Source organism: Mesorhizobium sp. WSM3859 (assembly GCF_002295065.1).
GTDB lineage: Bacteria > Pseudomonadota > Alphaproteobacteria > Rhizobiales > Rhizobiaceae > Mesorhizobium.
This window is the reverse complement of the sequence record NZ_NSGG01000004.1, coordinates 176470-199084: the sequence shown is the minus strand read 5'-3', so window position 1 is coordinate 199084 and position 22615 is coordinate 176470. Positions and strand designations below refer to the sequence as shown.

The 22615-nt window shown below is 63.5% G+C and carries 24 protein-coding genes; 11 read left to right on the top strand and 13 right to left on the bottom strand.

The genetic code is table 11. The features are described 5' to 3' along the window. Nucleotides 1–66 precede the first annotated feature (66 nt). From CK230_RS10910 to CK230_RS10880, 7 genes are all read right to left on the bottom strand, one after another. On the bottom strand, nt 67–1245 hold the full coding sequence (locus CK230_RS10910) for a serine hydrolase (RefSeq protein WP_095817180.1): 1179 nt from the start codon (nt 1243–1245) through the stop codon (nt 67–69). A gap of 31 nt (nt 1246–1276) precedes the next feature. Next, the gene (locus CK230_RS10905; protein ID WP_095817483.1) at nt 1277–2473 is read right to left on the bottom strand and encodes a serine hydrolase; all 1197 of its coding nucleotides are present in this window, start codon (nt 2471–2473) and stop codon (nt 1277–1279) included. Nucleotides 2474–2588: 115 nt separating this feature from the next. Beyond that, nucleotides 2589–3617: an extracellular solute-binding protein gene (locus CK230_RS10900; RefSeq protein WP_176480071.1), complete on the bottom strand. Its 1029-nt coding sequence runs from the start codon at nt 3615–3617 to the stop codon at nt 2589–2591. A 40-nt stretch (nt 3618–3657) separates the two neighbouring features. Continuing rightward, a complete protein-coding gene (locus CK230_RS10895; protein WP_245429879.1) occupies nt 3658–4452 on the bottom strand; it encodes an ABC transporter permease in 795 nt (264 codons plus the stop codon). After that, nucleotides 4371–5411, bottom strand: a complete 1041-nt coding sequence (locus tag CK230_RS10890) for an ABC transporter permease (RefSeq protein ID WP_095817177.1) — start codon at nt 5409–5411, stop codon at nt 4371–4373. Before CK230_RS10890 ends, CK230_RS10895 begins: the two co-directional genes overlap by 82 nt. Continuing rightward, nucleotides 5411–6514 carry an ABC transporter ATP-binding protein gene (locus CK230_RS10885; RefSeq protein ID WP_095817176.1) on the bottom strand — a complete coding sequence of 368 codons (1104 nt, stop codon included), beginning with the start codon at nt 6512–6514 and terminating at the stop codon, nt 5411–5413. The genes CK230_RS10890 and CK230_RS10885 overlap by 1 nt, the downstream gene beginning before the upstream one ends. Before the next feature lie 128 nt (nt 6515–6642). Then, complete coding sequence (locus CK230_RS10880) at nt 6643–8304, bottom strand: amidohydrolase (protein WP_095817175.1); 1662 nt, start codon at nt 8302–8304, stop codon at nt 6643–6645. Between the two features lie 246 nt (nt 8305–8550). On the opposite strand from CK230_RS10880, the gene CK230_RS10875 reads away from it, so the two are divergent. The 4 genes from CK230_RS10875 to CK230_RS10860 all read left to right on the top strand — a co-directional run bounded on the left by CK230_RS10875 (nt 8551) and on the right by CK230_RS10860 (nt 12197). Then, complete coding sequence (locus CK230_RS10875) at nt 8551–9204, top strand: TetR/AcrR family transcriptional regulator (RefSeq protein WP_095817174.1); 654 nt, start codon at nt 8551–8553, stop codon at nt 9202–9204. A 41-nt stretch (nt 9205–9245) separates the two neighbouring features. Then, on the top strand, nt 9246–10277 hold the full coding sequence (locus tag CK230_RS10870; protein WP_095817173.1) for a histone deacetylase family protein: 1032 nt from the start codon (nt 9246–9248) through the stop codon (nt 10275–10277). 442 nt (nt 10278–10719) lie between these two features. Continuing rightward, complete coding sequence (locus CK230_RS10865; protein ID WP_095817172.1) at nt 10720–11430, top strand: helix-turn-helix transcriptional regulator; 711 nt, start codon at nt 10720–10722, stop codon at nt 11428–11430. Further along, on the top strand, nt 11427–12197 hold the full coding sequence (locus CK230_RS10860) for a helix-turn-helix transcriptional regulator (protein ID WP_095817171.1): 771 nt from the start codon (nt 11427–11429) through the stop codon (nt 12195–12197). Before CK230_RS10865 ends, CK230_RS10860 begins: the two co-directional genes overlap by 4 nt. A gap of 109 nt (nt 12198–12306) precedes the next feature. Here CK230_RS10860 and CK230_RS10855 read toward each other — a convergent pair whose 3' ends face one another. Genes CK230_RS10855 through motA form a run of 6 tightly spaced genes read right to left on the bottom strand, consistent with a single transcriptional unit; the run spans nt 12307 to nt 17209 of the window. After that, nucleotides 12307–12744, bottom strand: coding sequence for a hypothetical protein (locus tag CK230_RS10855; RefSeq protein ID WP_095817170.1), 438 nt, complete (start codon nt 12742–12744; stop codon nt 12307–12309). A gap of 17 nt (nt 12745–12761) precedes the next feature. Further along, the gene (flhB, locus tag CK230_RS10850) at nt 12762–13844 is read right to left on the bottom strand and encodes a flagellar biosynthesis protein FlhB (RefSeq protein ID WP_095817169.1); all 1083 of its coding nucleotides are present in this window, start codon (nt 13842–13844) and stop codon (nt 12762–12764) included. A gap of 24 nt (nt 13845–13868) precedes the next feature. Next, a complete protein-coding gene (locus CK230_RS10845) occupies nt 13869–14894 on the bottom strand; it encodes a flagellar motor switch protein FliG (protein WP_095817168.1) in 1026 nt (341 codons plus the stop codon). A gap of 43 nt (nt 14895–14937) precedes the next feature. Next, nucleotides 14938–15330, bottom strand: coding sequence for a flagellar motor switch protein FliN (gene fliN, locus CK230_RS10840; protein ID WP_095817167.1), 393 nt, complete (start codon nt 15328–15330; stop codon nt 14938–14940). Between the two features lie 30 nt (nt 15331–15360). Then, nucleotides 15361–16299, bottom strand: a complete 939-nt coding sequence (locus tag CK230_RS10835; protein WP_095817166.1) for a FliM/FliN family flagellar motor switch protein — start codon at nt 16297–16299, stop codon at nt 15361–15363. 34 nt (nt 16300–16333) lie between these two features. Next, the gene (gene motA, locus CK230_RS10830) at nt 16334–17209 is read right to left on the bottom strand and encodes a flagellar motor stator protein MotA (RefSeq protein ID WP_095817165.1); all 876 of its coding nucleotides are present in this window, start codon (nt 17207–17209) and stop codon (nt 16334–16336) included. 147 nt (nt 17210–17356) lie between these two features. Here motA and CK230_RS10825 point away from each other — a divergent pair, with 147 nt between their 5' ends. The 7 genes from CK230_RS10825 (at nt 17357) to CK230_RS10795 (ending at nt 22605) form a co-directional block, all read left to right on the top strand. Next, complete coding sequence (locus CK230_RS10825) at nt 17357–18478, top strand: DUF1217 domain-containing protein (protein WP_095817164.1); 1122 nt, start codon at nt 17357–17359, stop codon at nt 18476–18478. A gap of 7 nt (nt 18479–18485) precedes the next feature. Beyond that, complete coding sequence (flgF, locus tag CK230_RS10820; protein WP_095817163.1) at nt 18486–19208, top strand: flagellar basal-body rod protein FlgF; 723 nt, start codon at nt 18486–18488, stop codon at nt 19206–19208. 4 nt (nt 19209–19212) lie between these two features. Beyond that, on the top strand, nt 19213–20619 hold the full coding sequence (fliI, locus tag CK230_RS10815; protein ID WP_095817162.1) for a flagellar protein export ATPase FliI: 1407 nt from the start codon (nt 19213–19215) through the stop codon (nt 20617–20619). After that, nucleotides 20600–21388, top strand: coding sequence for a hypothetical protein (locus tag CK230_RS10810; protein ID WP_095817161.1), 789 nt, complete (start codon nt 20600–20602; stop codon nt 21386–21388). Before fliI ends, CK230_RS10810 begins: the two co-directional genes overlap by 20 nt. A gap of 88 nt (nt 21389–21476) precedes the next feature. Continuing rightward, a complete protein-coding gene (flgB, locus tag CK230_RS10805; protein WP_095817160.1) occupies nt 21477–21857 on the top strand; it encodes a flagellar basal body rod protein FlgB in 381 nt (126 codons plus the stop codon). 2 nt (nt 21858–21859) lie between these two features. Beyond that, nucleotides 21860–22276 carry a flagellar basal body rod protein FlgC gene (flgC, locus tag CK230_RS10800; RefSeq protein WP_095817159.1) on the top strand — a complete coding sequence of 139 codons (417 nt, stop codon included), beginning with the start codon at nt 21860–21862 and terminating at the stop codon, nt 22274–22276. After that, the gene (locus CK230_RS10795) at nt 22276–22605 is read left to right on the top strand and encodes a flagellar hook-basal body complex protein FliE (RefSeq protein WP_095817158.1); all 330 of its coding nucleotides are present in this window, start codon (nt 22276–22278) and stop codon (nt 22603–22605) included. The genes flgC and CK230_RS10795 overlap by 1 nt, the downstream gene beginning before the upstream one ends. Nucleotides 22606–22615: the final 10 nt, after the last annotated feature.

Genomic DNA, 22615 nt, shown 5'->3' with positions numbered 1-22615 from the left:
GGAGAAGGTGCCGGCAGGCGGATGAGGGGCAGCGCGGACATCGATAATCGAATGTGATCCCTCTGCTCAGACCATCGTGCTCAGCGCCTCCAGGAAGGCGACGATATCGACGTCGAGCTGGTCGTCCACCGGCTCCGGCTGCGACGACATCTTGGCAATCACAACCTCGGTCTTCGGGTTGACGTAGAGCCATTGGCCGTGGATGCCGATGCCGCAGAAGGCGCCGCTGTCGTGGCCGGTCTGGTACCATTTGTTGCGGTAGCGCCCCTTAGGGAACAGGAACGCCATCGTGCCGCGCTGCCAGGCTTCATGGCTGCCGCCGGTTGCAACCGTGTCGCGCACCCAGGCTTCCGGGACGATGCGGCGGCCATTAGCGACGCCGTCCTGCCGCATCATCTCGCCGATGCGGGAGAGATCGCGCGACGTCATCGACATGCCGCCGGCCGTGCGCGCCGTGCCTTCCATGTCGACCGTCACCGACATGTCGCTTGCAGCACCCAGCGGCAGCCACAGCTTTTCGCTGAGCAATTGGCTGACACGCTTGCCCGATGCCCGCTCCACCAGGATGCCAAGCATGTCCGAATTGGGCGATCGGTAGCGATAGGTCTGTCCGTGCGGCTCGGCGAGACGCTGCAGCGTCAGCAGGAATGCCGTGAGGCTTTCCGACCCGCCGCCCGGATTCCACAAGGTCGAGCGACGATAACGGGCGAAGGCGCTCTCCGGATCGAGATAGGCTTCCTCGAAATCGAGGCTGACCGTCATGTCGAGCACATTGCGCACGCTCGCATCGCCATAGGCCGAGCCCTTGGCCTCGGGGATGTATTGCATCACCGGCGCGTTGGGATCGAACAGCCCCTCGCCTTCCAATATGCCGGCGAGGATTGCCGTCACCGACTTGCTGATCGAAAAGATGATGTGGCGGGAGCCGAACGGCATATGCGGCGCCGACCAGTCGCCGACCAGCTTGCCGCCCTTCAGGATCGTCAGCCCGTCCGTATCGGAACGCTTCAAGAAGCTCTGGACGGTTTCGCTGCCGCCGGCGAACGAGATCTTCTCCTCGAACAGCGCCCCCAGGGATTTTGCCTGCTGCTCGCCGCCGGGCGCCGCCGCGACATGCACCGACGGCACCAGTTCGCCGACATTCTGGAACGACCATCGGTTGAACGGCGCCAGCCGCCAGTTGTCGAGCCGCACATCCTTGCGGGCAAAGCCATACTGGGTCTCGAACGCGGTTTTGCCGGTCATGATGCTCTCGCGGTTGCTATCTTGCGGGTGTTCAGGCCAGCGCCGCGGCTATGGCATGGACGGCCTTCAGCGTCGCCACGGAATAGGCTTTGTTGGTGAAATCCGGATAAGTCGAAAGCTTCACCACGACCATTCTGTTGTCCCAGTCGATATGGATCAGCTGGCCGAACACGCCCCGGCACATCAGCGCGCGCGAGCGCGGATCTTCGATCCAGAACTGGTTGCGGTAGCCGCCCTCCGGCAGGCTGGGATTGAAGTCGGGACCATGCCTGCCGCTGCGCGTCGCCTCGATCCATTCGGCCGGGATGACGTCGCCGCCATTGTCGAGGATCAATTGCCCGAAACGGCCATAATCGCGCAGCGTCGCGTTGAAGCCGCCATCGGCCAGAGCGTAGCCTGCACTGTCGACGGTGAAGCAGGCGCTTTCGTCCGCGCCGAGCTTCTGCCAGAGTTCTTCCGAGACCAGCTGCGCTAGGCGCTTGCCGCTCACCCGTTCCATGATGAAGGCGAGCACGTCGGTCTCGATCGAGCGGTATTCGAACGCCTCGCCATGCGGGCGCACCTTATCCTTCAGCCGCAAGATCAGCTCGAACAGATGCGACGGCCACTGGAAATCAGGATCGCTCCCCGGCGGGATCGGCTTCCAGCCGCTGGCGACATCGACCTGGCCGATCTCGGAATAGCGATCGGTGTATTCTTCGGAAAAGCGCACGCCGGTCGTCATGTCGAGAACGTGCTGCACGGTGGCGCCGGCCCAGCCGGTCTCGCCGAGCTCCGGGAGATAGTCCGTCACCAGCTTGGCTGGATCGATCAGGCCGCGCCCGACCAGTATGCCGAACACCGACCCAGTGACCGACTTCGCCATCGACTGCGACAGATGCAGCGTGCGCTCGTTCATGCCGTTGAAATAGCGCTCATAGGCTATCCTGCCGTCCTTCAGCACAAGGAAGCCGTCGGCATAGGTTTCGTCGAGCAAGCCGGCGAGCGTCGTTGGAGCACCCTTGCTGTCCGCCACCGGCAATTCGTCGAGATTGGCCTCTGCCCGCTCCAGCCGATGGCGATGGCCGCTGCCGCGCCAGACCTCGACAGTCGGCAGGAATTCGCGGATATGCTGGAAGGCCCAGCGGTTCCATGGCGGCCTGTCCCAATCGAGCTTCGGCGGCACCAGGCTCGGCGGCGAGCCCTGCATGATCGGCGGCCGCGGATCGGAATTGCGGTAAGACGACAAGATTTCCTCCTCGATGCATGTCACCCAAAGTGCGTGCGCCGGTTTGGGCGAACGACATGCACAGTCACAAGAAAGGGAGGCCGGAGCCTCCCCTCCTTTCATGCCACCTGCGAAATTACTTGCGCAGGTTGGTCCAGATTTTGTTGTAGATCTCCACCACTTCCGGCGGGCATGGCGGCACGAATTCCGGCGTCGGGGCGCCGGCCGGCGGATTAAGTTCCGGTGAGTTGGCGAACTCCGGCGGCAGGAATTTGTGGCTACCGGCAATGCCGTTGTCGTAGCCGGCGAAGTCCGAGATCAGCGCCGCGTTCTCAGGCGCCATGACGAAGTCCTGGAATAGCTTGGCGTTCTCCAGGTTCTTGGCGCCCTTCAGTACCGCGACATTGTCCATCCAGCCTTCGATGCCTTCCTTCGGATAGGCATACTTGATTGCCGGGATCTTCTGGCGCGAACGATAGGCCGCGCCATTCCATTGCTCTGTGACGATCACGTCGCCCGAGGTGATCTTGGTGATGGTGTCGTAGCTGAACGTCTTCCACGACGGCTTGGCAGCCACCAGGATGTCGTTGACCTTCTTCAGATTGGCCTTGTCTGCGCCGCAGCGCGGCACGCCGGCATAACGCTCCGCCGCATGCATGACGGTGTTGACGTCGTCGAGGACGTTGATCTGGCCCTTGAGCTCATCCGGCGGGTTGAACAGGATGGCCAACGTGTCGATGTCGCCCTTGAACTTGTCGGTATTGACCGAGAACGTTGTCGTGCCGAACTGCCACGGCGCGGTGTAGTGGCGCCCCTTGTCCCAGTAGATGTCGACAAAGCGCGGATCGAGGTTCTTGCCGTTCGGCATCGCGTTGGGCTCGGTCTTTTCGAGCAGGCCCTCTTCGATCATGATCTTCACGGTGTAGTCCGACGGCACCACGATGTCGTAGCCGGAATTGCCGGCGCGCACCTTGGACAGCATGGTTTCGTTGGAGTCGTAATCGTCCAGCGTCACCTTGATGTTGTACTGCTTTTCGAACTTCTCGATCAGCTTCGGATTGGTGTAGTCACCCCAATTGTAGATGTGCAGTTCGCCGTCGGCCAGCGCCGGCACTGCCCATAAAAGCACGGTCGCGGAAACGGCCGCCATCAGTCTTCCAGACATTTTATGTTCTCCTTGCCTTCCCATTGTTGTGTGTTGGAGTTCATTTGGCGCGTCGGCGCGCAATCAGGAACGAGACCGCGACGAACAGGATCGACACCATCAGCAGAATGGTGGAGATGGCGTTGATCTCCGGCGTCATCGGGCGCCGGATCTGGTTCCAGATATAGAGAGGCAGCGTCGTCTGGCCGGGACCGGCGACGAGCTGCGTGATGGTGAAATCGTCGAAGGAGACGATGAAGGCGAGTGCTGCGCCCGACATGATGCCGGGAACCAACAGCGGCAGCGTGATGCGCCTGAAGGCGTTCCACGGCGTCGCGTAAAGATCGGCCGCCGCATATTCCAGCGTCAGATCCATGTCCTCCAGTCGCGCCCGGATCGGCATATAGGCGAAGGGGATGCAGAACACGGTGTGGGCAAGGATCAGATTGCCGATGCCGAAATTCAGCCCGAACGCGCCGGCAATCAGCGCGAAGAAGGAGAGCGTGGCCACCGCCGTGATGATTTCCGGTACCATCAGCGGCAGGTTGATGACCATGAAAGCCGCGGCCAGCCCGCGCCAGGGCTTCACGCGCGTCATTCCGATCGCCGCCAGAGTCGCGCAAATCGTCGAGACGATCGTCGCGGTCACCGAGATGATCAGCGTGTTGCGCGCAGCAGCATGGAATTCCTCGTTGAGGAAGGCGGTGCCGTACCAGCCGAGCGTGACGCCTTCCCAATGCGTGACCAGCGAGCCGCTGTTCAGCGAGAAGATCATCAGGATGAGCACCGGCACATAGAGCACCAGCAGGCAGATGATGGCGATCGTGCGGAAGCCCGGCTGGTCCTTGATATCCATGACGCGGGGCTCAGCCATGCTGCACCTTGCCCGACGTGTTTGCGGACATAGAAGTATAGCGCCACCAGCACCGCCGCCATCAGGATCAACGCCTGCGCGCAGCCGAGCGGCCAGTTGCGCCCCGAGCCGAATTGCTGGGCGATCAGGTCGCCGATCATCAGGTGGATGCCGCCGCCCAAAATCAGCGGCGTCACATAGGCGCCGAGCGCCGGGATGAAGACGAGCAGGCATCCGGCGATGATGCCGGGCTTGGACAACGGAATGATCACCCGCCACAGCACCTGCCTGCGTGTCGCATAGAGATCGTAGGCCGCCTCGATCAGCCGGAAGTCGAGCTTCTCGAGGCTCGAATAGAGCGGCAGCACCATGAACGGCAGGAACGCGTAGAGCAGGCCGAGCTGGATGGCGAAGTTGGTGTAGAGCATGGTGATCGGCTTATCGATCACGCCGAGCCCGATCAGCGCGTTGTTTACTAGGCCCTCGTCACGGATGATGAACATGATCGCCAGTGTGCGGACCAGAAGGTTCGACCAGAATGGGATGGTGATCAGAAGCACCCACCAGTTGCGCTGCGCCGGCGGCCGCGTCGCCATGAAATAGGCGGTCGGAAAACCGAGCAGCAGGCAGATGACAGTCGTCACCACCGCGAACAGGAACGAACGCAGGTAGATGATCAGGAAGTCCGGCGTGAACTGCAGCGTGTCGTCGAAAATGTCGCGCTGGAACAGGAAGTTCAGATAGGCGTCGGTCGAGAACTGCCACTGCACGCCACCATAGGGCGCGGCGACGAGGAACGAATAGACGCAGATGATGATCAGCGGCAGCACGCCGAATATGCCGATGATGATCAGCGCCGGCAGCGACAGGAGCCGGTTGCGTCGCGCGCTGGTTTTCACCGCCTTGGCTTCGAACAATGCGGCCTTGGAGGGCGGGGCTGAGGAGAGAGCAGCTGTCGTCATCAGTCTTTCAGGACGCGGGCGGCGTCCTCCTCGAACTGGATGCCGACCTTGACGCCGGTCTCGTAGGTCACCGCGCTCGAACGGCTGTTCTGGTGACGCACGATGAAATTCTCGCCGCCGCCGTCGAGCTTGACGTGGTAATGGGTGTCGGTGCCGAAATAGACGATGTTGGCGAGCGTGCCGGCGATCGTGCCCTTGGCCGGATCGGGCACCAGATCGGCATGCTCGGGCCGCACCACCAGCGTTACCTCGCCGGTCGGATCGAAGCCTTCCGGATAGCCGGCGCTGATCGTCGCGTTGCTGGCGAATTTGACCGTCGCCACGCCGGCCTGCTTCGACACCACCGTCCCCGGCAGGAAATTGGTCTCGCCGATGAAGTCGGCGACGAAACGTTCGGCCGGCCGGTCATAGATGTCGCGCGGCGTGCCGACCTGCAGGATCTTGCCGGCCGACATCACCGCGATGCGGTCGGACATGGTCAGCGCTTCTTCTTGATCGTGGGTGACGAAGATGAAGGTAATGCCGGTCTCGTGCTGCAGCCGCTTCAACTCGATCTGCATTTCCTTGCGCAGCTTGTAGTCGAGTGCCGACAATGGCTCGTCGAGCAGAAGCACCTTCGGCTGCGGCGCCAGCGCGCGGGCGAGCGCCACGCGCTGCTGCTGGCCGCCGGAGATCTGGCTGGTGCGGCGCGCCTTCAGCGCCTCCATCTTGACCAGCTTCAGCATCTGGGCGACGCGCGCCTCGATCTCCGCTTTCGGCTTGCCGAGCATCTCCAGCCCGAAGCCGATATTCTGCGCCACGGTCATGTGCGGGAACAGCGCGTAGCTCTGGAAGACAGTGTTGACCGGGCGTTTGAACGGCGGCAGCGGTGCGATGTCCTTGCCGTGCAGCAGGATCTCGCCGGCGGTCGGGAAATCGAAGCCGGCAATCAATCTCAGCAGCGTCGTCTTTCCGCATCCCGACGGGCCGAGCAGCGTGAAAAACTCGTTTTCGCGGATCGACACCGACACCGTGTCGAGGGCGGCTACCTGATTTTCGCCGGTTCCGAAAACCTTGCGAACACCGCGAACTTCGATCGCGTTCTTACCCGGTTGTTCCGGCACGATTACCCCGTTGAGAAAGCCTGCTCTTTCCGGCAGGTGTGTTCCTGTTTGATTGTCACCATAAGCCGTGCGGCTTGGCAACTGCGGAGCTGCTACCTGATTTTCAAACGCAATTTTCATGCCGCACCTCAGGCCTGGTAGGTGACCTTGCCGCCACAGATGGTGGTGACCGGGTGCACCGTGTGCAACGCTTCCGGCGCCGTCGCCTCGATATCGGCCGACAAAACGACGATATCGCCGAGGTAGCCGGTTTTCAGCCGACCCTTGCGATCTTCCATGAACTCCGCAAAGGCGCCCTCGACCGTGTAGCCCTCTATTGCCTCCTGCAGGGAGAAGCTCTGGTCGGGCATGCCTTCTGCCCAAGGCTTGCGCATGACTGCCGCTTGGATGGACAGGATCGGATCGACCGGAGAAACCGGCCAGTCGGAGGCGAACACCACGCGCGCGCCGGCATTTTTCAGCGTGCGGCAGGCGTAGCTCAACGGCCACTTGTCGCGACCGATGCGCGAGATCGTCGGCTCCATCGGGAAATTCATCGCCCCCGGCGGATGCGCCGGCTGCATCGAAGCCAGAACGCCAAGTTCGGCGAAGCGCGGCACGTCGTGGGCCGTGATCACCTCGATATGCTCGACGCGATGGCGGCTGTCGCGCCTGCCGTTCTTCTTCGCCGCCGCCTGATAGCCGTCGAGCACCGCGCGAACCGCGCCGTCGCCGATCGAATGCACGGCGATCTGCAGCCCGCGCCTGTCGGCCTCGACCGCCCCTTCGGCGAAATGCTCAGGCGAAAACAGCGGCTCGCCGCGCCAGCCGGGACGGTCGGCATAGTCGTCGACCATCACCGCGGTCCAGGAGTCCAGCACGCCGTCATAGAAGACCTTGACCAGGCCGGAGGACAGCCACTCGGAATTGTAGCTCGCAGCCATCCGCGAGGCTTTTTCCAGCATGTCCAGCTTCATGAAGTTCTTGAAGTGGAACGGGATCTTGGTGCGGCAAAGCAACCTTCCCTCTTTCTCCAGACCGGCCAGAAGCTCGAGCTGGTAGAGGTTGCCGTCCATGTTATGGATCGAGGTGATGCCGTGCTTGGCGCACCATTCAAGCCCGCGATGCATCAGGTCGCGATCGGCCGCCAGCTCCTCTGCGGAAGGATAAGGATCCGGTTCGGCGCCTTCGAGGCCAAGCCTCGCGCGGCTTGCCCCATAGTGGTCAAGGAGCGGCCCGAACGCCTCGCCCTCGCGCAACTCGCCGGCGGCAAGCCCGTCGGCGCCCATGACGATCTCGTTGCCCTGCCCGATTTGCCTGCCATGCAGCAGGCCAGCCTCTTCCAGCGCCTTGGTGTTCGCCCACATCGTGTGGTGGTCGGATGCCGACATGACGAAAGGCCGGTCGGGAATGATGCGGTCGAGGTCGTGGCGCGTCACCGGCTCGGGCAGGATCGCGTAGTCGACGCCGGCGCCGATGAGTAGCCTGGCGTCCGGACGTTTGCCCGCGAAATCCTGGATCGCGTCGCGTAGCGCGTCGAAGCCGTGCACGCCCGCCAGATGCAGATTGTCGAGCTCGGCCGCGCCGCCGAAGAGATGCATATGCGCCTCGATGAATCCCGGCAGCACCGAGCCGCCCTGGGCGTCGACAATTTTTGTCGCCGGTCCTTTGAGTTCTTCGATGGAAGCGCAGCCGCCGATGGCGATGATGATGCCGTCCTTGACGGCAATAGCCTCAGCGGTGGGATTGTCATCGTCCATGGTCAGCACACGGCCGTTGACGACAATCAGATCCGCACCACCAACCGACATCGCGACTCCACGTTTGCTGAGGGACCGACAGCGCGAAGTCCTGCGAGCTGCCGCTCCACCCGGGGCGGCGCCGTGGGACAAAAGTCGATGCCGATGCGCCGTCTTCGAAATTCCCCTTGTTATCGTTGAAGACAGCGTAGATAAAGAATGCGACTGTTTATTCGCGTTTGTCAACAGCCGGAATTTGGCATGTATAGTGGACTGCACCGCGCGCCGAGGCTGAGCGGGGAACGGGGGCAACGAGCAGTGAAGCGCAGTCTCGACCGTAAGACCAAAATCGCGCTCGAGCCGCGCAAGCAGCCGCGGCAGCAACGGTCGAGCAAGGTGGTCGACAGGATTCTCGACGCAGCGCTGATCCTGACCCGCGAGCAAGGAACCAAGACCCCGACGACGCTCGCCATCGCGCAGCGCGCGGGCCTGTCAGTCGGTTCGGTCTACCAATATTTCCCCAACAAGGAAGCCATCCTTCTCGAACTCGGCAGGCGCTGGCTGTCTTCCTTTCCCGAGGTGATCGCCAAGCGCATCAAAGTCGCCCCGCCCACCAACCGCGAAGAGTTTCGCCGCGAAGTGCGCAAGCTCTTTACCGACACGTCGCGGATCTATCTCGACAACGCGACCCTGATGCCGGTGATCGAGGCGATTTCCGGCAACGCCGACCTCAGGCCGATCCAGGATGAATACGACAAGGAGATCATCGCCCTCTACGCAGCCTGGTTGCGGCATGCGAACCCGGCGCTTGAGGAAAAGACCGCCAAGCGGCTGGGCCTGGTGATGATGGAGGTCGGGCACGCCTGCAGGCTTGTCGGACTGAAGCGGGATCGCAAGACATACGACCTCATCGAGGACGATGTGGAAGCCATGTGGCTGGCTCTCGTGACCCCCTATCTCAACCTCGACTGATTTCGCACCTCCAACCGATTTCGCACTTCCAGGGGAATTCAATGAAGACTGTCTTTTCGCCACTTCACGCCGGTCATTCAGGCCAGACGGAACTGGTCACATCTGCCATCGTGCCCGGCTTCGAGAAGCCGTCGCGGGCCGAATTCATCAAGGCACGGGTGGAGAGCGAGAAGCTCGGGCCGATCATCGGACCGGTCGAACACGACCTCGCCGCCGCCAAACGCGTGCATGACGCCCACTACATCGATTTTCTGCCGACGGTCTGGCCGGAATGGATCGCCGCCGGTTTCATCGGCTCGGCCATGGGCTTCACCTGGCCAACGCGCGGCCTGCGCGGCGACGTGCCGCCGAAGCGCATCGATGCCTTGCTCGGCTATTACTCTTTCGATGCCGGCGCCACCTTCGTCGAGGGCACCTGGGCGGCGATCAAGTCCTCCTATGACGTCGCCCTGACTGCGGCCGCCCTGGTCAAGGGCGGCGAGCGCGCCGCCTTCGCGCTCTGCCGGCCGCCCGGCCACCATGCGGGTGCCGCCTTCATGGGCGGCTATTGCTTCATCAACAACGCCGCCGTCGTCGCGCAATGGTTCCGCGACCAGGGCGCCAGGCGCGTGTCGATCCTCGATGTCGACTACCACCACGGCAACGGCACGCAGGAGATTTTCTATCGCCGCGGCGACATCCAGGTGCTCAACCTGCATGGCGACCCGATGGTCGAGTATCCCTTCTTCCTCGGCCACGCCGACGAGCGCGGCGAAGGCGAAGGCGAAGGGTTCAACGTCAACTATCCGATGCCCTTCGGCACAAACTGGGACGGCTGGAGCGCATCGCTGGAGGATGCCTGCGCCAGGCTTGCGGCCTACGCGCCCGACGTCGTCATCGTGTCGCTCGGCGTCGACACATTCGAGAAGGACCCGATCAGCCAGTTCAGGCTGAAGAGCATCGACTACCCCAAGATCGGCCGCCGTATCGCCAGGCTCGGCCTGCCGACGCTGTTCGTCATGGAAGGCGGCTACGCCGTGGAAGAGATCGGCATCAACGCCGTCGGCGTGCTGACGGGTTTCGAGGACCGCTGAGCCATATCCTAATTCAAGGACCTGCGCTCCCGGATGCAACCGGGGGCGTGCTCTTTTACGCCCCCCGGCGGGAAATCACCCGCTCCATTCGACTCTGAAGTCACCGCCAAGTAACGCGAAGACCGGCTGCTGAGTCGCAATGCGAGTCCGTCAGATTCGATTTTGTCAAATCGCGTTTGATGTCGGATTCATCTGCGGGTAGATTAGACCCGAATCAGCCGGTCCACGGGGGGCGCGGCGACCACCCAAAGTCTCAAGTTCCGGCGCCAGGCCGGCACCAGACGCGGACGGTTTCGCGTTCCCTGGAGGGATTCGGCGCGGTTGGGCGCCGTTCGCGTCCGTGAGTGTGTCTTCGTAAACGTTACATGTTTCGGGTCCGGCCGCCGGCTTTGCCAGCACTGGGCACAAGGATCGATTCCGGCAAGAAATCCAAGAATTGGAAATGAGCAGTCCCGCCGCGCTTCTCCAACCCGATGCTTCAGGCCCGCACCTGACGTCCCGCGGCGATCTCACTGGTTTTTTCATGCAGCTTGCCGCCGACATCGGCGCCGACAGCTACATGCTGGTCGCCATTGTGCATGACCAGGACCGCAACGACGCGCGCATCGTCTCCTCGAACTGGATCTTCGACGCCATAGAGCTGATCGGCAAAAGGCTGATCGCCAATCTGGCACTCGGCCCTCTCACCGTGGCGCCCGGGGTGCGCCCGAAGCCGTTGGTGGCGGCGCACGCGCCCGACGCCGGCGCATTGCTGACCGGCGAAGAGGCCCGCCTGCTCGACGTGCTAGGCCATGCCGAAATCTACTCGTTGCGGCTCAATGTCGGCCGGCAGCGCCTGTTCGTGCTGTTCTCGGCCGCCGAGACAGGCAAGATCGACCTGACCGCCCTGATGAAGGCGCAGCTCAAATGCTGCTATGCGCTTTCCAGCATTCCGCAGCTGATCGCGGCAGCATCCATGCAGGATCCGCTGTCGGACCGCGAACGCGAATGCCTGTTCTGGGTCTCGGAAGGCAAGACCACCGATGAGGTGGCCCTCATCCTCGGCGTCTCGTCCAACACCGTCAACAGCTACATCACGCACGCCATCCAGAAATTCGCGGCCTCGAACCGCGCGATGGCGATCGCGACGGCGATCAGGAGCGGCATCATTTGAAGCACGCACAGGTCAAAGAGGCGGCCGCCGCCCTTTTCAACGATCAGCGCAATCCCTTCGGCGCCTTCTCGCTGGGCTCGGAGACGCATTATGCGGCCACCATTCCGGATGCCGTGCGCCGTTGTCGCTGGATCGCCGTCGACATCAATGCCTCGGCCTTCGGGCTCTATTTCGTCAGCCCGTCGGCGGAACGCGCTCGCCTCGTCGCGTGCTTCGATTCCGACTACCCGAGCACCGCGGTCGCGACCAAATTCATCTCCGGCGCCAATGGCGAGGATGTGGTACGCCACAGCCGCATCTCCACCGCGCCGCGCTGGTGGGCCGACGACGGCATCGCCGGATCGCGGCAGGTCTTCCAGTCGCTCGCCTGGGCAGAGCCGACCGCGCCGCTGGCGCCCGGCACGAACGGCATCGCCCTTCCCGTGCATGCAGACCGTGGTCAATGCGGACTGGTCGTCTTTCTGGGCTCTGAGATCGCATTGTCCGACGACACGTTGTGCGAGATCCACGCGCGCTCCTTCGCGCTGTTCGCGGCGGTCGCCCGCATCCGCCCTAGCGACAGCGGCCGCATGCGCTCGATCTCCAAGCGCGAGCTCGAATGCCTGAAGCTGACCGCCAACGGCAACACCAGCGAAGAAATCGCCAAGCTTCTCAAGCTCTCGGTGCACACCGCCAACCAGTACCTTACCCAGTCGACGCAGAAGCTCAACGCGGTCAACCGCAACCAGGCGGTCGCCAAGGCGCTGCGGCTCGGCCTGATCGAGTGATGTCACGCATACAGCGCTAAGGCGTTTCGCCGTTTCACGGAAACGGCGAAACGTCCTGGAACTGCTGTAAACGTGCCCCTGCGAGATTGGCTCGGCCGCAATCAAATCGTTACGGAAATGCCAGCGGCTCGGTCCTGCGGATGCGGGCCTCCTCTACGGCGTCCTCGAGCAAGGCTGTGTTGTGCTCGGGCGTCTCGCCGGGCTTCTCGAACGACACGTAGTTGACCACCACGGATGGCCCGCGCTCGGTCAGCGTCAATTGGAAATAGACCGTCACGCCGCGCGGCCGCAGCTCGAGATCGAGCACGATACGCGGATTGCCGCTCCAGTCGACATGCGCCTCGCCGCCATGGCCGAGCCGCAGCGTGCCCGGCCGGAAGTAAAGCTCGGCGGCCGAATCCACCAGGTCCGACAGGCAGGCGAAATGCTCGAGCCGGATGAAGGCGATATAGTCGGCAACGTCGATGAGCCTCAACTCGCCCACAACGGGCTCGATGGCGCTGGCGACGATCAGCTCGCGGGAATTGGCGTGTGGTTGCCGGTCCATGGATTAGCGGCGTCCGTTCATTGGGTTGCCTTGCGGGCGGACTTCTTCGAGTAGACGATCCGCACCAACTCGGCTACCGCCTGGTAGAATTGCGACGGGATCACGCTATCAACCGAAACTTGCTTGTACATGGAGCGCGCGAGCGCCACGTCCTCGAAGATCGGGATGTTGTTCTCCCTGGCGATCTCGCGGATCTTGAGCGCCACCAGATCCTGCCCCTTGGCGAGCACGATGGGAGCGGAATCCTCCCCGCGCACATATTTCAGCGCGATCGAAAAGTGCGTCGGGTTGGCGATCACCAGCGTCGCGCGCGGCACCGCCGTCATCATGCGTTTGCGCGCCCGGTCGCGCGCCAGCGAGCGCAACCGCGACTTGACGATCGGATCGCCTTCCGACTGCTTCAACTCGTCCTTCACTTCCTGCTTGGTCATGCGCAGGTCGCGCCGCCAATGGAAACGCGACCAGACGATGTCGACCACCGCGATCAGGCCCATGACGAAAACGATCGCCACCAATATGTCGACGAAGATACCGCGGATAACCATGCCGAAGGACATCGGGTTGGTGATCATGCCGGCAAGCAGCTTGCGATGATCTTGCGAGAGCGTGAAGCTCAGCACAGCGATGGCGAAGCCGAGCTTGGCCAGCGATTTCAGGAATTCGACCCATCCCTGCATGCCGAACATCCGGCTCCAGCCCTTGGCGATCGAGATGCGCGACAGCTGCGGCCTGATCCGCTCGCCGACGATTTGCGGCAGGTTCTGGAAAACCGAGGCGCCGATGCCGGCAACCGTCAGGAGCACCAGCAGGCTGACGACGGCGCGGCCGATTTCGGTCATCACCTGCCGGTAGAGCGAGATGACGTCGGTCTCGGTGTCCATCGGCCAGGCTTCCGGCTTTTCCAGGAACGTCGAGAGGAACATGCCGAGGTCGACGATTGCGTCCTTGGCGTAGAAGACCGCGAAAACCAGGATGGCGAGGAAGGACGCAAAGATCGCGGTCTCGCGCGAATGGGGCAGCTTGCCCTGTTCGATCGTGTCGCGGATCTTCTTTTCTGTGGCTTCCTCGGTTTTGGAATCCTTGTCGACCGCTTCAGCCATGGCGTCCTGACCGGGTTACTATCGTCAGGCGGCTTCGGCGGGTGCGGCGGTCTGCGTCGAAGGCAGCTCGAAAGCCCCTTCGCGCGACAGCCGGATGGCGGCGCTCGATATGCTCTTGCGGGCCGCCATGATGTCGGCGAGCGCAATGCCTTCCGATCCCTGTCCAAGCTCGGATTCGATCATGCGGCGCGAGCGCGCGCCGATCGCCGACAGCGCGGATTCGGCCAGTTCCGGCGAGGCGCCGCGAAGCGCCAGCGTGACGAGTTCGGTCGACAGCCCGTCGAACAGGAGGACCCGGGCTTTCTGCGGAAGCAGCGGCAGATCGTCGAAGGCGAACAGCCGCGACCTGACGCCGGCGAGATCGGGCGTGCCGGCTTCCTCCAGGTCCTGCATCAGGTCGTCCAGTTCCGGCTTCGCCATCTCGTTGAGCATGCTGGCGACGCGTTCCTGCCCGGCCGTGGTGTCCCTGCTGGCCTTCTGCGACAGCACGCTCACGCGCAGCTGGTTCTCGACGATCCGGGAGGCGGCATCCGGGACGTTGGCCATCGTCACCATGCGCTTGATGATCTGGCTGCGCAGCGGCTTTTCCATGGTGAGCAGAACATTGGCGGCAGTCTGGGGCGCCAGCTTCGAAAGCACCATCGCGGACGTCTGCGGATGCTCGCCGGAAAGGAAGGCGCCCAGCCGTACCGGTTCGAGCTTTTCGAGATCCGGCCAGATCGGCGCGGGCCCTTCCGCGACCGGCTCGAACTTTCTCTCGCCCATGATGGCGCTCATCTCTTCGGGCGACAGCGATTCGTTGAGGATCGTATCCATCCGGTCGGCCGAATCGAGCAGGCCCGCGCCCTCGGTGAACTCGGCCTCGAACTCGGCGACTATGCGCTCCAGATCGGCCTGGGGGATGGTGCGTAGGAGACGCGCGCCCTCGATCAGCGCCTTCAGCTCATCCTGTTTGAAGAATTTGAGCAGCCGGCTGGCCGCCGGCTTGCCCATGGCCACCAGTATGGCCGCCGCCTTTTGCGGACGTGTGAGCGCCAATGCCGTCGTCATGCGTGTTGCCCTCGCTGCCGATTGGTCCGCCCGCCGACCATGCTCACGCTCTCTTCGTCGCGGCGATGATCTCGGTGAGCCTGATGCCGAAGCGCGTCGGATCGTTTTCCAGCACGGTGATCTCGCCGCGCGCGATCTTGCGGCCGTTGACCACGACGTCAACGGGCTCGCCGATGCGGCGGTTGAGCGCGACCGTGGAGCCTTTCTGCAACGCCATCAAATCCGACACCGGCATCTCGGTGCTGCCGAGGATGATCTGCACATCGACCGGAATGGTCATGATGATCGACGAATTGGCCCCCGACCGAAGCGCGGCATCTGGACGGCCCTCCTCTTCACGGAGCACGCCACGCAGTTCTTCGATAGCGCGATCCAGCTGCTCGTTGGGTTGGCCGGTTTCCGTTTCGGCCTCGGCTTCCACATTTGTCGCTGCCATACTTCGTCTCCATGAATCCCAGACCTGGCGTCAGCCCGGCATCAGTCCGTCGATGAAATCCTGCCCGGCATCATGCGGATGGCTGATGCGGACGGTGTAGTTCTGTCCGAGCTTGCCGAACTCGCAGACAAACAATGTCTTGTCGCGGGCGCTGAGCCTGGCGTTGAGCTGCGCTTTCTCCTCGAACTCGATCACCTGGCCGGGCGCAAACGCGGCAAGGTCGCCGAGCGTCAGCCTGGCCAGCGGCATCGTCGCCTCGAGCCGGACGGTCGAGCGCATCACCTCTTCGGAGAAGCGGGCCCGCCAGTCGAACTCCGTGGCCTCGCCATCCTTGCCCGCGGCGGCTGCGCCGTCGCGCGAGATAAGCAGCAGGCGCTGCGGGATCATCACCGTGAGCGTGCCGCTGTCGGACGGCGTGGAAAGGCCAAAGACGATGCGCACTGCAGCGCCGTCGCGCAGCACGCGCCGCCTGGCCTCGTTGCCGGCCATGGCCCTCGGCACCGGCAGGCGCAGCTCGAGCGAGCGTTTGCCGGATCCGTTGAGCGCCGTCGCGACCTCCTGGAACACGGTCGTCGCTACATCGGCTTCGATCTGCGACAGGTCGCGCTCGATCGGCGCGACCGGCTGGTCGGGATCGCCGCCAAACAGCGCGCTCACCATGACGGCGACCGCCTGCGCATCCATCACCAGCGTCATGGCATCAGCCGAGGAAGGCGAGGAAACGATGGTCAGCGCGAAGGCATCGCCGGCGCGCGAACGCGCTTCGGGAACGCGGCCGACCTCTACCGCCTGCAGGTCGACGGTCACAGGCGCGCCGAGCTCGCCGGTAAGCGCCTTTTGCAGCACCGGCAGCGCCCGCTCGGCCATGCTGCGGCCGGCGCCGATCACCTGCGCCGCCTCGCCGCTGTCGCCGACGAGCCGCTCGATGATCAAGGCCCGCGTTTCTGACGGACTGGCCGGACTGGTCATGGCGGCAGGCGGCCCTGTCTCGGGTGCTGCATGCTCAGGCCGCCTTCTTCTCGGCGGAGCCGGCGTTCATGGTACTCTGCTCGACGGCATCGATGGTCGGACGCTCATAGGAGGAGATGGTCTTGCGGCCGAATTCGATCGCCACCTGCGGCAGGGCGCCGTTCATATACGCAAGCAGCGTCTGCTTGACGATGATGTAGAGGCGGTTCTTCTTTTCGCGCACCGTCTTGATCTTGGTGGCGACCGGACCGACCACCGCATAGGACAGGAAGATGCCGAGGAAGGTTCCGACGAGCGCGGCGCCGATCAGGCCGCCGAGGATCTCCGGCGACTGGTCCAGCGCGCCCATCGCCTTCACCACGCCGAGCACGGCGGCCACGATGCCCAGCGCCGGCAGGCCGTCGCCGACCGCCACCATCGCGTGGTAAGCCTTCAGCTTGTCGCTGCGGATCGTCTGGATCTCTTCGTCCATCAGCGCCTCGATCTCATGCGAGCGGGCATTGCCGATGATGATGATGCGGCAATAGTCGCAGATGAAATTCGTCAGGTCGTGGTTCTTGCGCACGGTCGGGAAGGCCTGGAAGATCGCCGACTCTTCCGGATTGTCGATATGCGCCTCGACCTCGCTGCGCGACTTCGAGCGCAGTTCGCGCATCAGGCTGTGCAGGACGCCGAGCGTCTCGAGGTAGTCGCGCTCCTTCGGCACCGCCTGCTTGAAGGCTTCGAGAATGCCCTTGCCGGTGTCCTTGACCGTCTTCATCGGATTGGCGACCAGGAAAGTGCCGAGCGCCGCGCCGCAGATGACCACCGCTTCCCAGGGCTGCAGCAGCACGTGCAGATGGCCGCCCATGGCCATGAAGCCGCCGAGAACGCAGCCGAGCGTCACCACAAGTCCGATCAGAATGCCCACGACAGGTCCTTCCGCATGTCACGTCGTGGATCAGGGATAGTCCCCGTGCCTTGTGTGAGGCTTGAATCGAGGGCAGCGGACGCGATTCAGCTTCGCGCAAGGAAGTGACGTTATTGTCCGGGGATAGCTTCGGCCGGAGGCGTGTCCTTGCTCAATACCTACACCAGCTATCAGTTGATTGCCAAAGACATCGGGAAGTCGATCGACCGGATTGAGAAACAGCCGATGGTCGATCGCGATACCCAATATTATCTGGCCAACATCACCAAGGTGAAATCGATTGACGATTTTGTCAACAACGACCGCCTGTTCAAATATGCCATGAAGGCCTATGGGCTGGAGAACATGGACTATGCCAAGGCCTTCATGGTCAAGGCGCTGAAGGAAGGCGTTTCAGATCCCGACAGTTTCGCCAACAAGCTGACAGACAAGCGCTACGCCCAGTTCGTCAAAGCTTTCAATTTCGCGGCGGACGGCGCCGATGCGACCGTCTACAACCCGGCGCAGCAGCTGGTGACGAAGAACTACGCCATCCAGGCCCAGATCGCCGGCCTCGACCCGAATTCGGACTATGTGAAGGGCGAGACGACCTACTATCTCGCCAACATCACCAAAGTGAAATCGGTCGACGATCTGATGTCGAACAACCGGCTCTACACCTACGCGCTTGCCGCATACGGGCTGGATTCGGCGACCGAGGACAAGGACCTGATCAAGTCGGTCCTGCAAGGCGGCGTGCGCGATCCCGAAAGCGTCGCCAACAAGCAGACCAACAAGGCCTATGCCGGGCTGGCCTCGGCCTTCAACTTCGAGCAGTACGGCGAAAACGCCACCACCTATGTCCAGGCGCAGCAGCCGACCGTCGACATGTACATGCGCCAGACGCTCGAGGAAGATGCCGGCAAGACGAATGAAGGCGTGCGGCTGGCGCTCTATTTCCAGCGCAAGGCGCCCGACATCACAAGCTGGTACGACGTGCTGGCCGACACCGCTTTGGCCAGCGTGGTGCGCACCGCGCTCGGCCTGCCCGATTCCTTTGCCACGGCCGACATCGACAAGCAGGCGCAACTGTTCGGGCAGAAGCTCGACATCAAGGATTTCACCGACCCCGACAAGCTCAGCAAGTTCCTGACCCGCTTCACCAGCATGTATGAGATCGCCAACCCAACCTCGACGGCCGTGACGTCGGTCAGCGTGCTTTTCGCGCGGCCGACCACTGTCGGCATCTCCACCGATCTGATGATGGCCATGCAGCAATTGAAGTTCTGAGACGATCATGCAGGACAGTCTTTACGTCGCCCTTTCCTCTCAGATCGCGCTCGAGCGCCGTCTCGACACCATTGCCGACAACGTCGCCAATGCCTCGACCATCGGCTTTCGCGCCACCGGCGTGAAGTTCGAGGACGTCGTCTCCGGCACGGGGCCGAGGTCGGTTTCCTTTGCCTCCTCCGGCAATACCTATCTTTCCGGCGCGCATGGCGCGCTGACCGAAACCGGCAACCCGTTCGACTTCGCCGTCCAGGGCGATGCCTGGTTCGCCATCGACACGCCCGCCGGCACCGTAATGACGCGCGACGGCCGTTTCTCCATGAACGAGAACGGTGAACTGATGTCGATCGAAGGCTATCCGGTGCTCGACAGCGGCGGCGCTCCGATCCAACTCGATCCGCGCAACGGCCCGCCCAAGGCAGGCGCCGACGGCTCGCTCAGGCAGAACGACCAGTTGGTCGGCGCCATCGGCCTCTACAATTTCGATCCCGGCGAGAATTTCGTCCGCTATGGCAATTCAGGCATCGTTCCGGCGCGCACGCCCGAACCCGTCACCGATCGCTCCGACGTCGGCATCGCGCAAGGATTTCTGGAAGAGTCGAACGTCAACCCGGTGCTGGAGATGACCCGGCTGATCCAGGTGCAGCGCGCTTTCGAGAACACGGCGGCGCTGATGCGGCAGACCGATTCCTCGACCGAGGACGCGATCAAGACGCTCGGCTCGAAGTGACGGCATGACGACTGGTCCGTCCCTGTTGCGCGGCTCCGAGAGCCTGGCCGATTCCGGAAGGACGGACCGGCTGGCCGCGCTCGAACGCGTCTGGCGGCGGTTCGACGATCCGCAGGCGCTGCTTGCGCGCGGCGGCCGTGTCGCCGAGATATCGCCCACGCATTACAAGGTCCGCGGCCTGTCCGGAATCGCCAGGCTCGGCGACATCGTGGAGCAGCGCGGCAAGGCCGGCGCGCGACGCGGCGAGATCGTAAAGATCGGCAGCGACGAGGTCGTGATCGCGCCTTTCGAGCGCAGCGCCGATGCCGGTATCGGCGACGCCGTCTTTCGCCGCGGCCCGCTCGCGGTCACGCCGCATGTCTCCTGGCGCGGACGCGCCATCGATGCCTTGACCCGCCCCATTGACGGGGGTCTTCCGCTGATCCGGTCGAATGCCACCGATGTCACGCATGGCGCGACGCCGGGCGCCTTGTCGCGCCAGCGCGTCGGCACCGGCTTCCTCACCGGCGTCAGGGTGATCGACATCTTCGCCCCGCTCTGCTTCGGCCAGCGGCTCGGTATCTTCGCCGGTTCCGGCGTCGGCAAGTCGACTTTGCTTGCCATGCTCGCCGGCGCCGAAGCCTTCGATACGGTGGTCGTCGCGCTGATCGGCGAGCGCGGCCGCGAGGTGCGCGAGTTCCTCGAGGATACGATCGGCGCCGAGAGCATGGCCAAGACCATCGCCGTCGTCGCCACCAGCGACGAGAGCGCCATGATGCGGCGCCGCGCGCCCGACACGGCCATGTGCGTGGCCGAGCATTTTCGCGACCAGGGCCATCGCGTGCTCCTGGTGCTGGATTCCATCACCCGTTTCGCGCATGCGCTGCGTGAGGTTGCGACGGGAACCGGAGAGCCGCCGGTCGCGCGCGGCTATCCGGCCTCGGTCTTCACCGACCTGCCGAAGCTGCTCGAACGCGCCGGCCCGGGCGCCGAGGGAAAAGGCTCGATCACCGCCATCATTTCCGTGCTCGTCGACGGCGACGACCACAACGATCCGGTCGCCGATTCGGTACGCGGCATCCTCGACGGCCATGTCGTGCTCGACCGCGCCTTGGCCGAGCAGGGCCGCTATCCGCCGGTCAATCCGCTGTCGTCCATCTCGCGCCTTGCCGACAAGGCCTGGAGCCCGGAACAGCGCGTGCTGGTGACCAAGCTGAAATCGATGATCGCGCGCTTCGAGGACACGCGCGACATTCGTCTTTTGGGCGCTTACCAAAGCGGCGCCGATGCCGAGCTCGACAACGCGGTGCGCCAGGTGCCGCTGATCTACGATGCGCTCACGCAATCGCCGAGGGACCGCGCGTCGGCCGATCCGTTCGCTGACCTCGCCCGCCATCTCAAGGGGAAGCTGAATGGCGATCAAGGAAACTGAGCTCCAATATACCGAGCGCATGCTGCGCGACATGCTCGCCGAGGCCGAGGCGGCGGAGCGGGCCGAAGCCGACAAAACGAGGATTGCCAAGGACCAAGCCGCGCGCACCAAGACACAGAAGGCGGCGGCACTTCTGACCAGAGCCGACAGGCCGCATCCCTCGAGGGCGCCCATCGCCAAGGGGGCCGATGCGGCACAGGCCAGCCGCGATTCATTGATCGACGGGCTTTTTCCGCGCGCCGAATGGCCGGAGCCGCCGAAAGCCCAGTTCCCGCGCCTTGCCGACAGGAGCGCCGACCGACGCAGCGATTTCGTCATCGCCGCGCTCGGCATCACGCTCGGCCTGATCTGCGCGCTGTTTCCCTGGTACATATTCTTCAACCAGGAGCAGTTCGGCGTCCAGGCCATCAAGTTCGGCGGCAGTGGCAGCAATTCCGGACGCGAGGGCGGCGGCGTTGTGGCTCAACGCAGCGGGCCGCTGACGGCCAAGGACGTTCCCAATCCCGATATCGACCTCTTTGCCACCGGAACGGTTGAGGATGACCCCGCCCCGCCGCCGGCCGACCAGCCCTTCCCGGCCGCCGCATCCGAATTCAAGATGGTGCATGTCGCCAACGGCCGCGCCATGATCGAGGACGATACGGGTCTGTGGGTCGTTCAGCGCGGCTCCGTCCTGCCGGATTCGAGTCGCGTCGCCTCGATCGAGCAGCGCGGCGGCAAGTGGGTGATCGTCACCAGCACCGACAAGGTGATCCAGCTCTCGAAGTAACGGAGCCGCCCCGTACGGCCCCGCCCCCGCGCAAGGTCCGCGCAAGACTGGCCGCCTAGTCTTGTGCGTACTTGTCCGGGAGATTCCCATGGAACCCGTAAATCTTTTCGATCTTGCCACGCGGCAGTCGCAATGGCTGGCCGTGCGCCAATCGGCGATTGCCTCCAACATCGCCAATGCCAACACGCCGGGCTATACGGCCAATGATGTCGAGCCGTTCGAAAAGATCCTCGACCGCACCGCGGTGACGCTGGCTGCCACGCAGACGGGCCACCTTGGCGCCGAAACCGCCAATGCCGGCTTCAACGTCAAGCCGGAGGATCCTGACGGCGCGATCATGCCGTCGAAGAACACCGTCGTTCTCGAGCAGGAGTTGATGAAGGCCGGCGAGGTTCGCCGCTCCTTCGAGCTCAACACGGCGATCGTCAAGGCCTTCCATTCGATGATGACGATGGTGGTGAAGAGCTGACCATGGACGCCCTCACCGCAGCCCTCAAAGTCGCGGCATCCGGGCTTGGCGCCCAGTCGGAGCGCCTGCGCGTGGTCTCGGAAAACCTCGCCAACGCCCAGTCGACCGGTAGCACGCCGGGCGCCGATCCTTATCGTCGCAAGACGATCACCTTCCAGTCCGAGGTCGACCGCGCGACCGGCGGGTCGCTGGTGGAAGTCAGCGCCATCAATCGCGATCCCTCGGACTTTCCGATCGAATTCCAGCCCGGCAACGAAGCTGCCGACGCCAAAGGGTACGTCAAGATGCCCAACGTCAACACATTGGTCGAGATGGCCGACATGAGCGAGGCGAACCGCTCCTATGAAGCCAACCTGCAGGTCATCAAGCAGGCTCGCGATCTGATTTCCATGACCATCGACCTGATGAGGAACCAGTAATGATCGGCGGTATCGGGGCACTACAGTTCAAACCAGCAATCGACGGCGCCGACTCGGCCGCGCCGGGCCTGCTTCAAGGCGGTGTCGGGACGCAGGCCAGCGAAAGCGTCGGCAGCAGCTTCGCCGACGTCCTCAGCCAGGCCGCGACGAAGACCGTCAACACGCTGCAGGGTGCTGAGCAGATGTCGATACAGGCCCTCAAGGGCGACGCCGACACCCGTCAGGTTGTCGATGCGGTGCTGAGCGCCCAGCAGGCGCTGCAGACGACCATCGCCATCCGCGACAAGGTCGTCTCGGCTTACCTCGAAATCAGTCGCATGAGTATCTAGGAACCGCGTC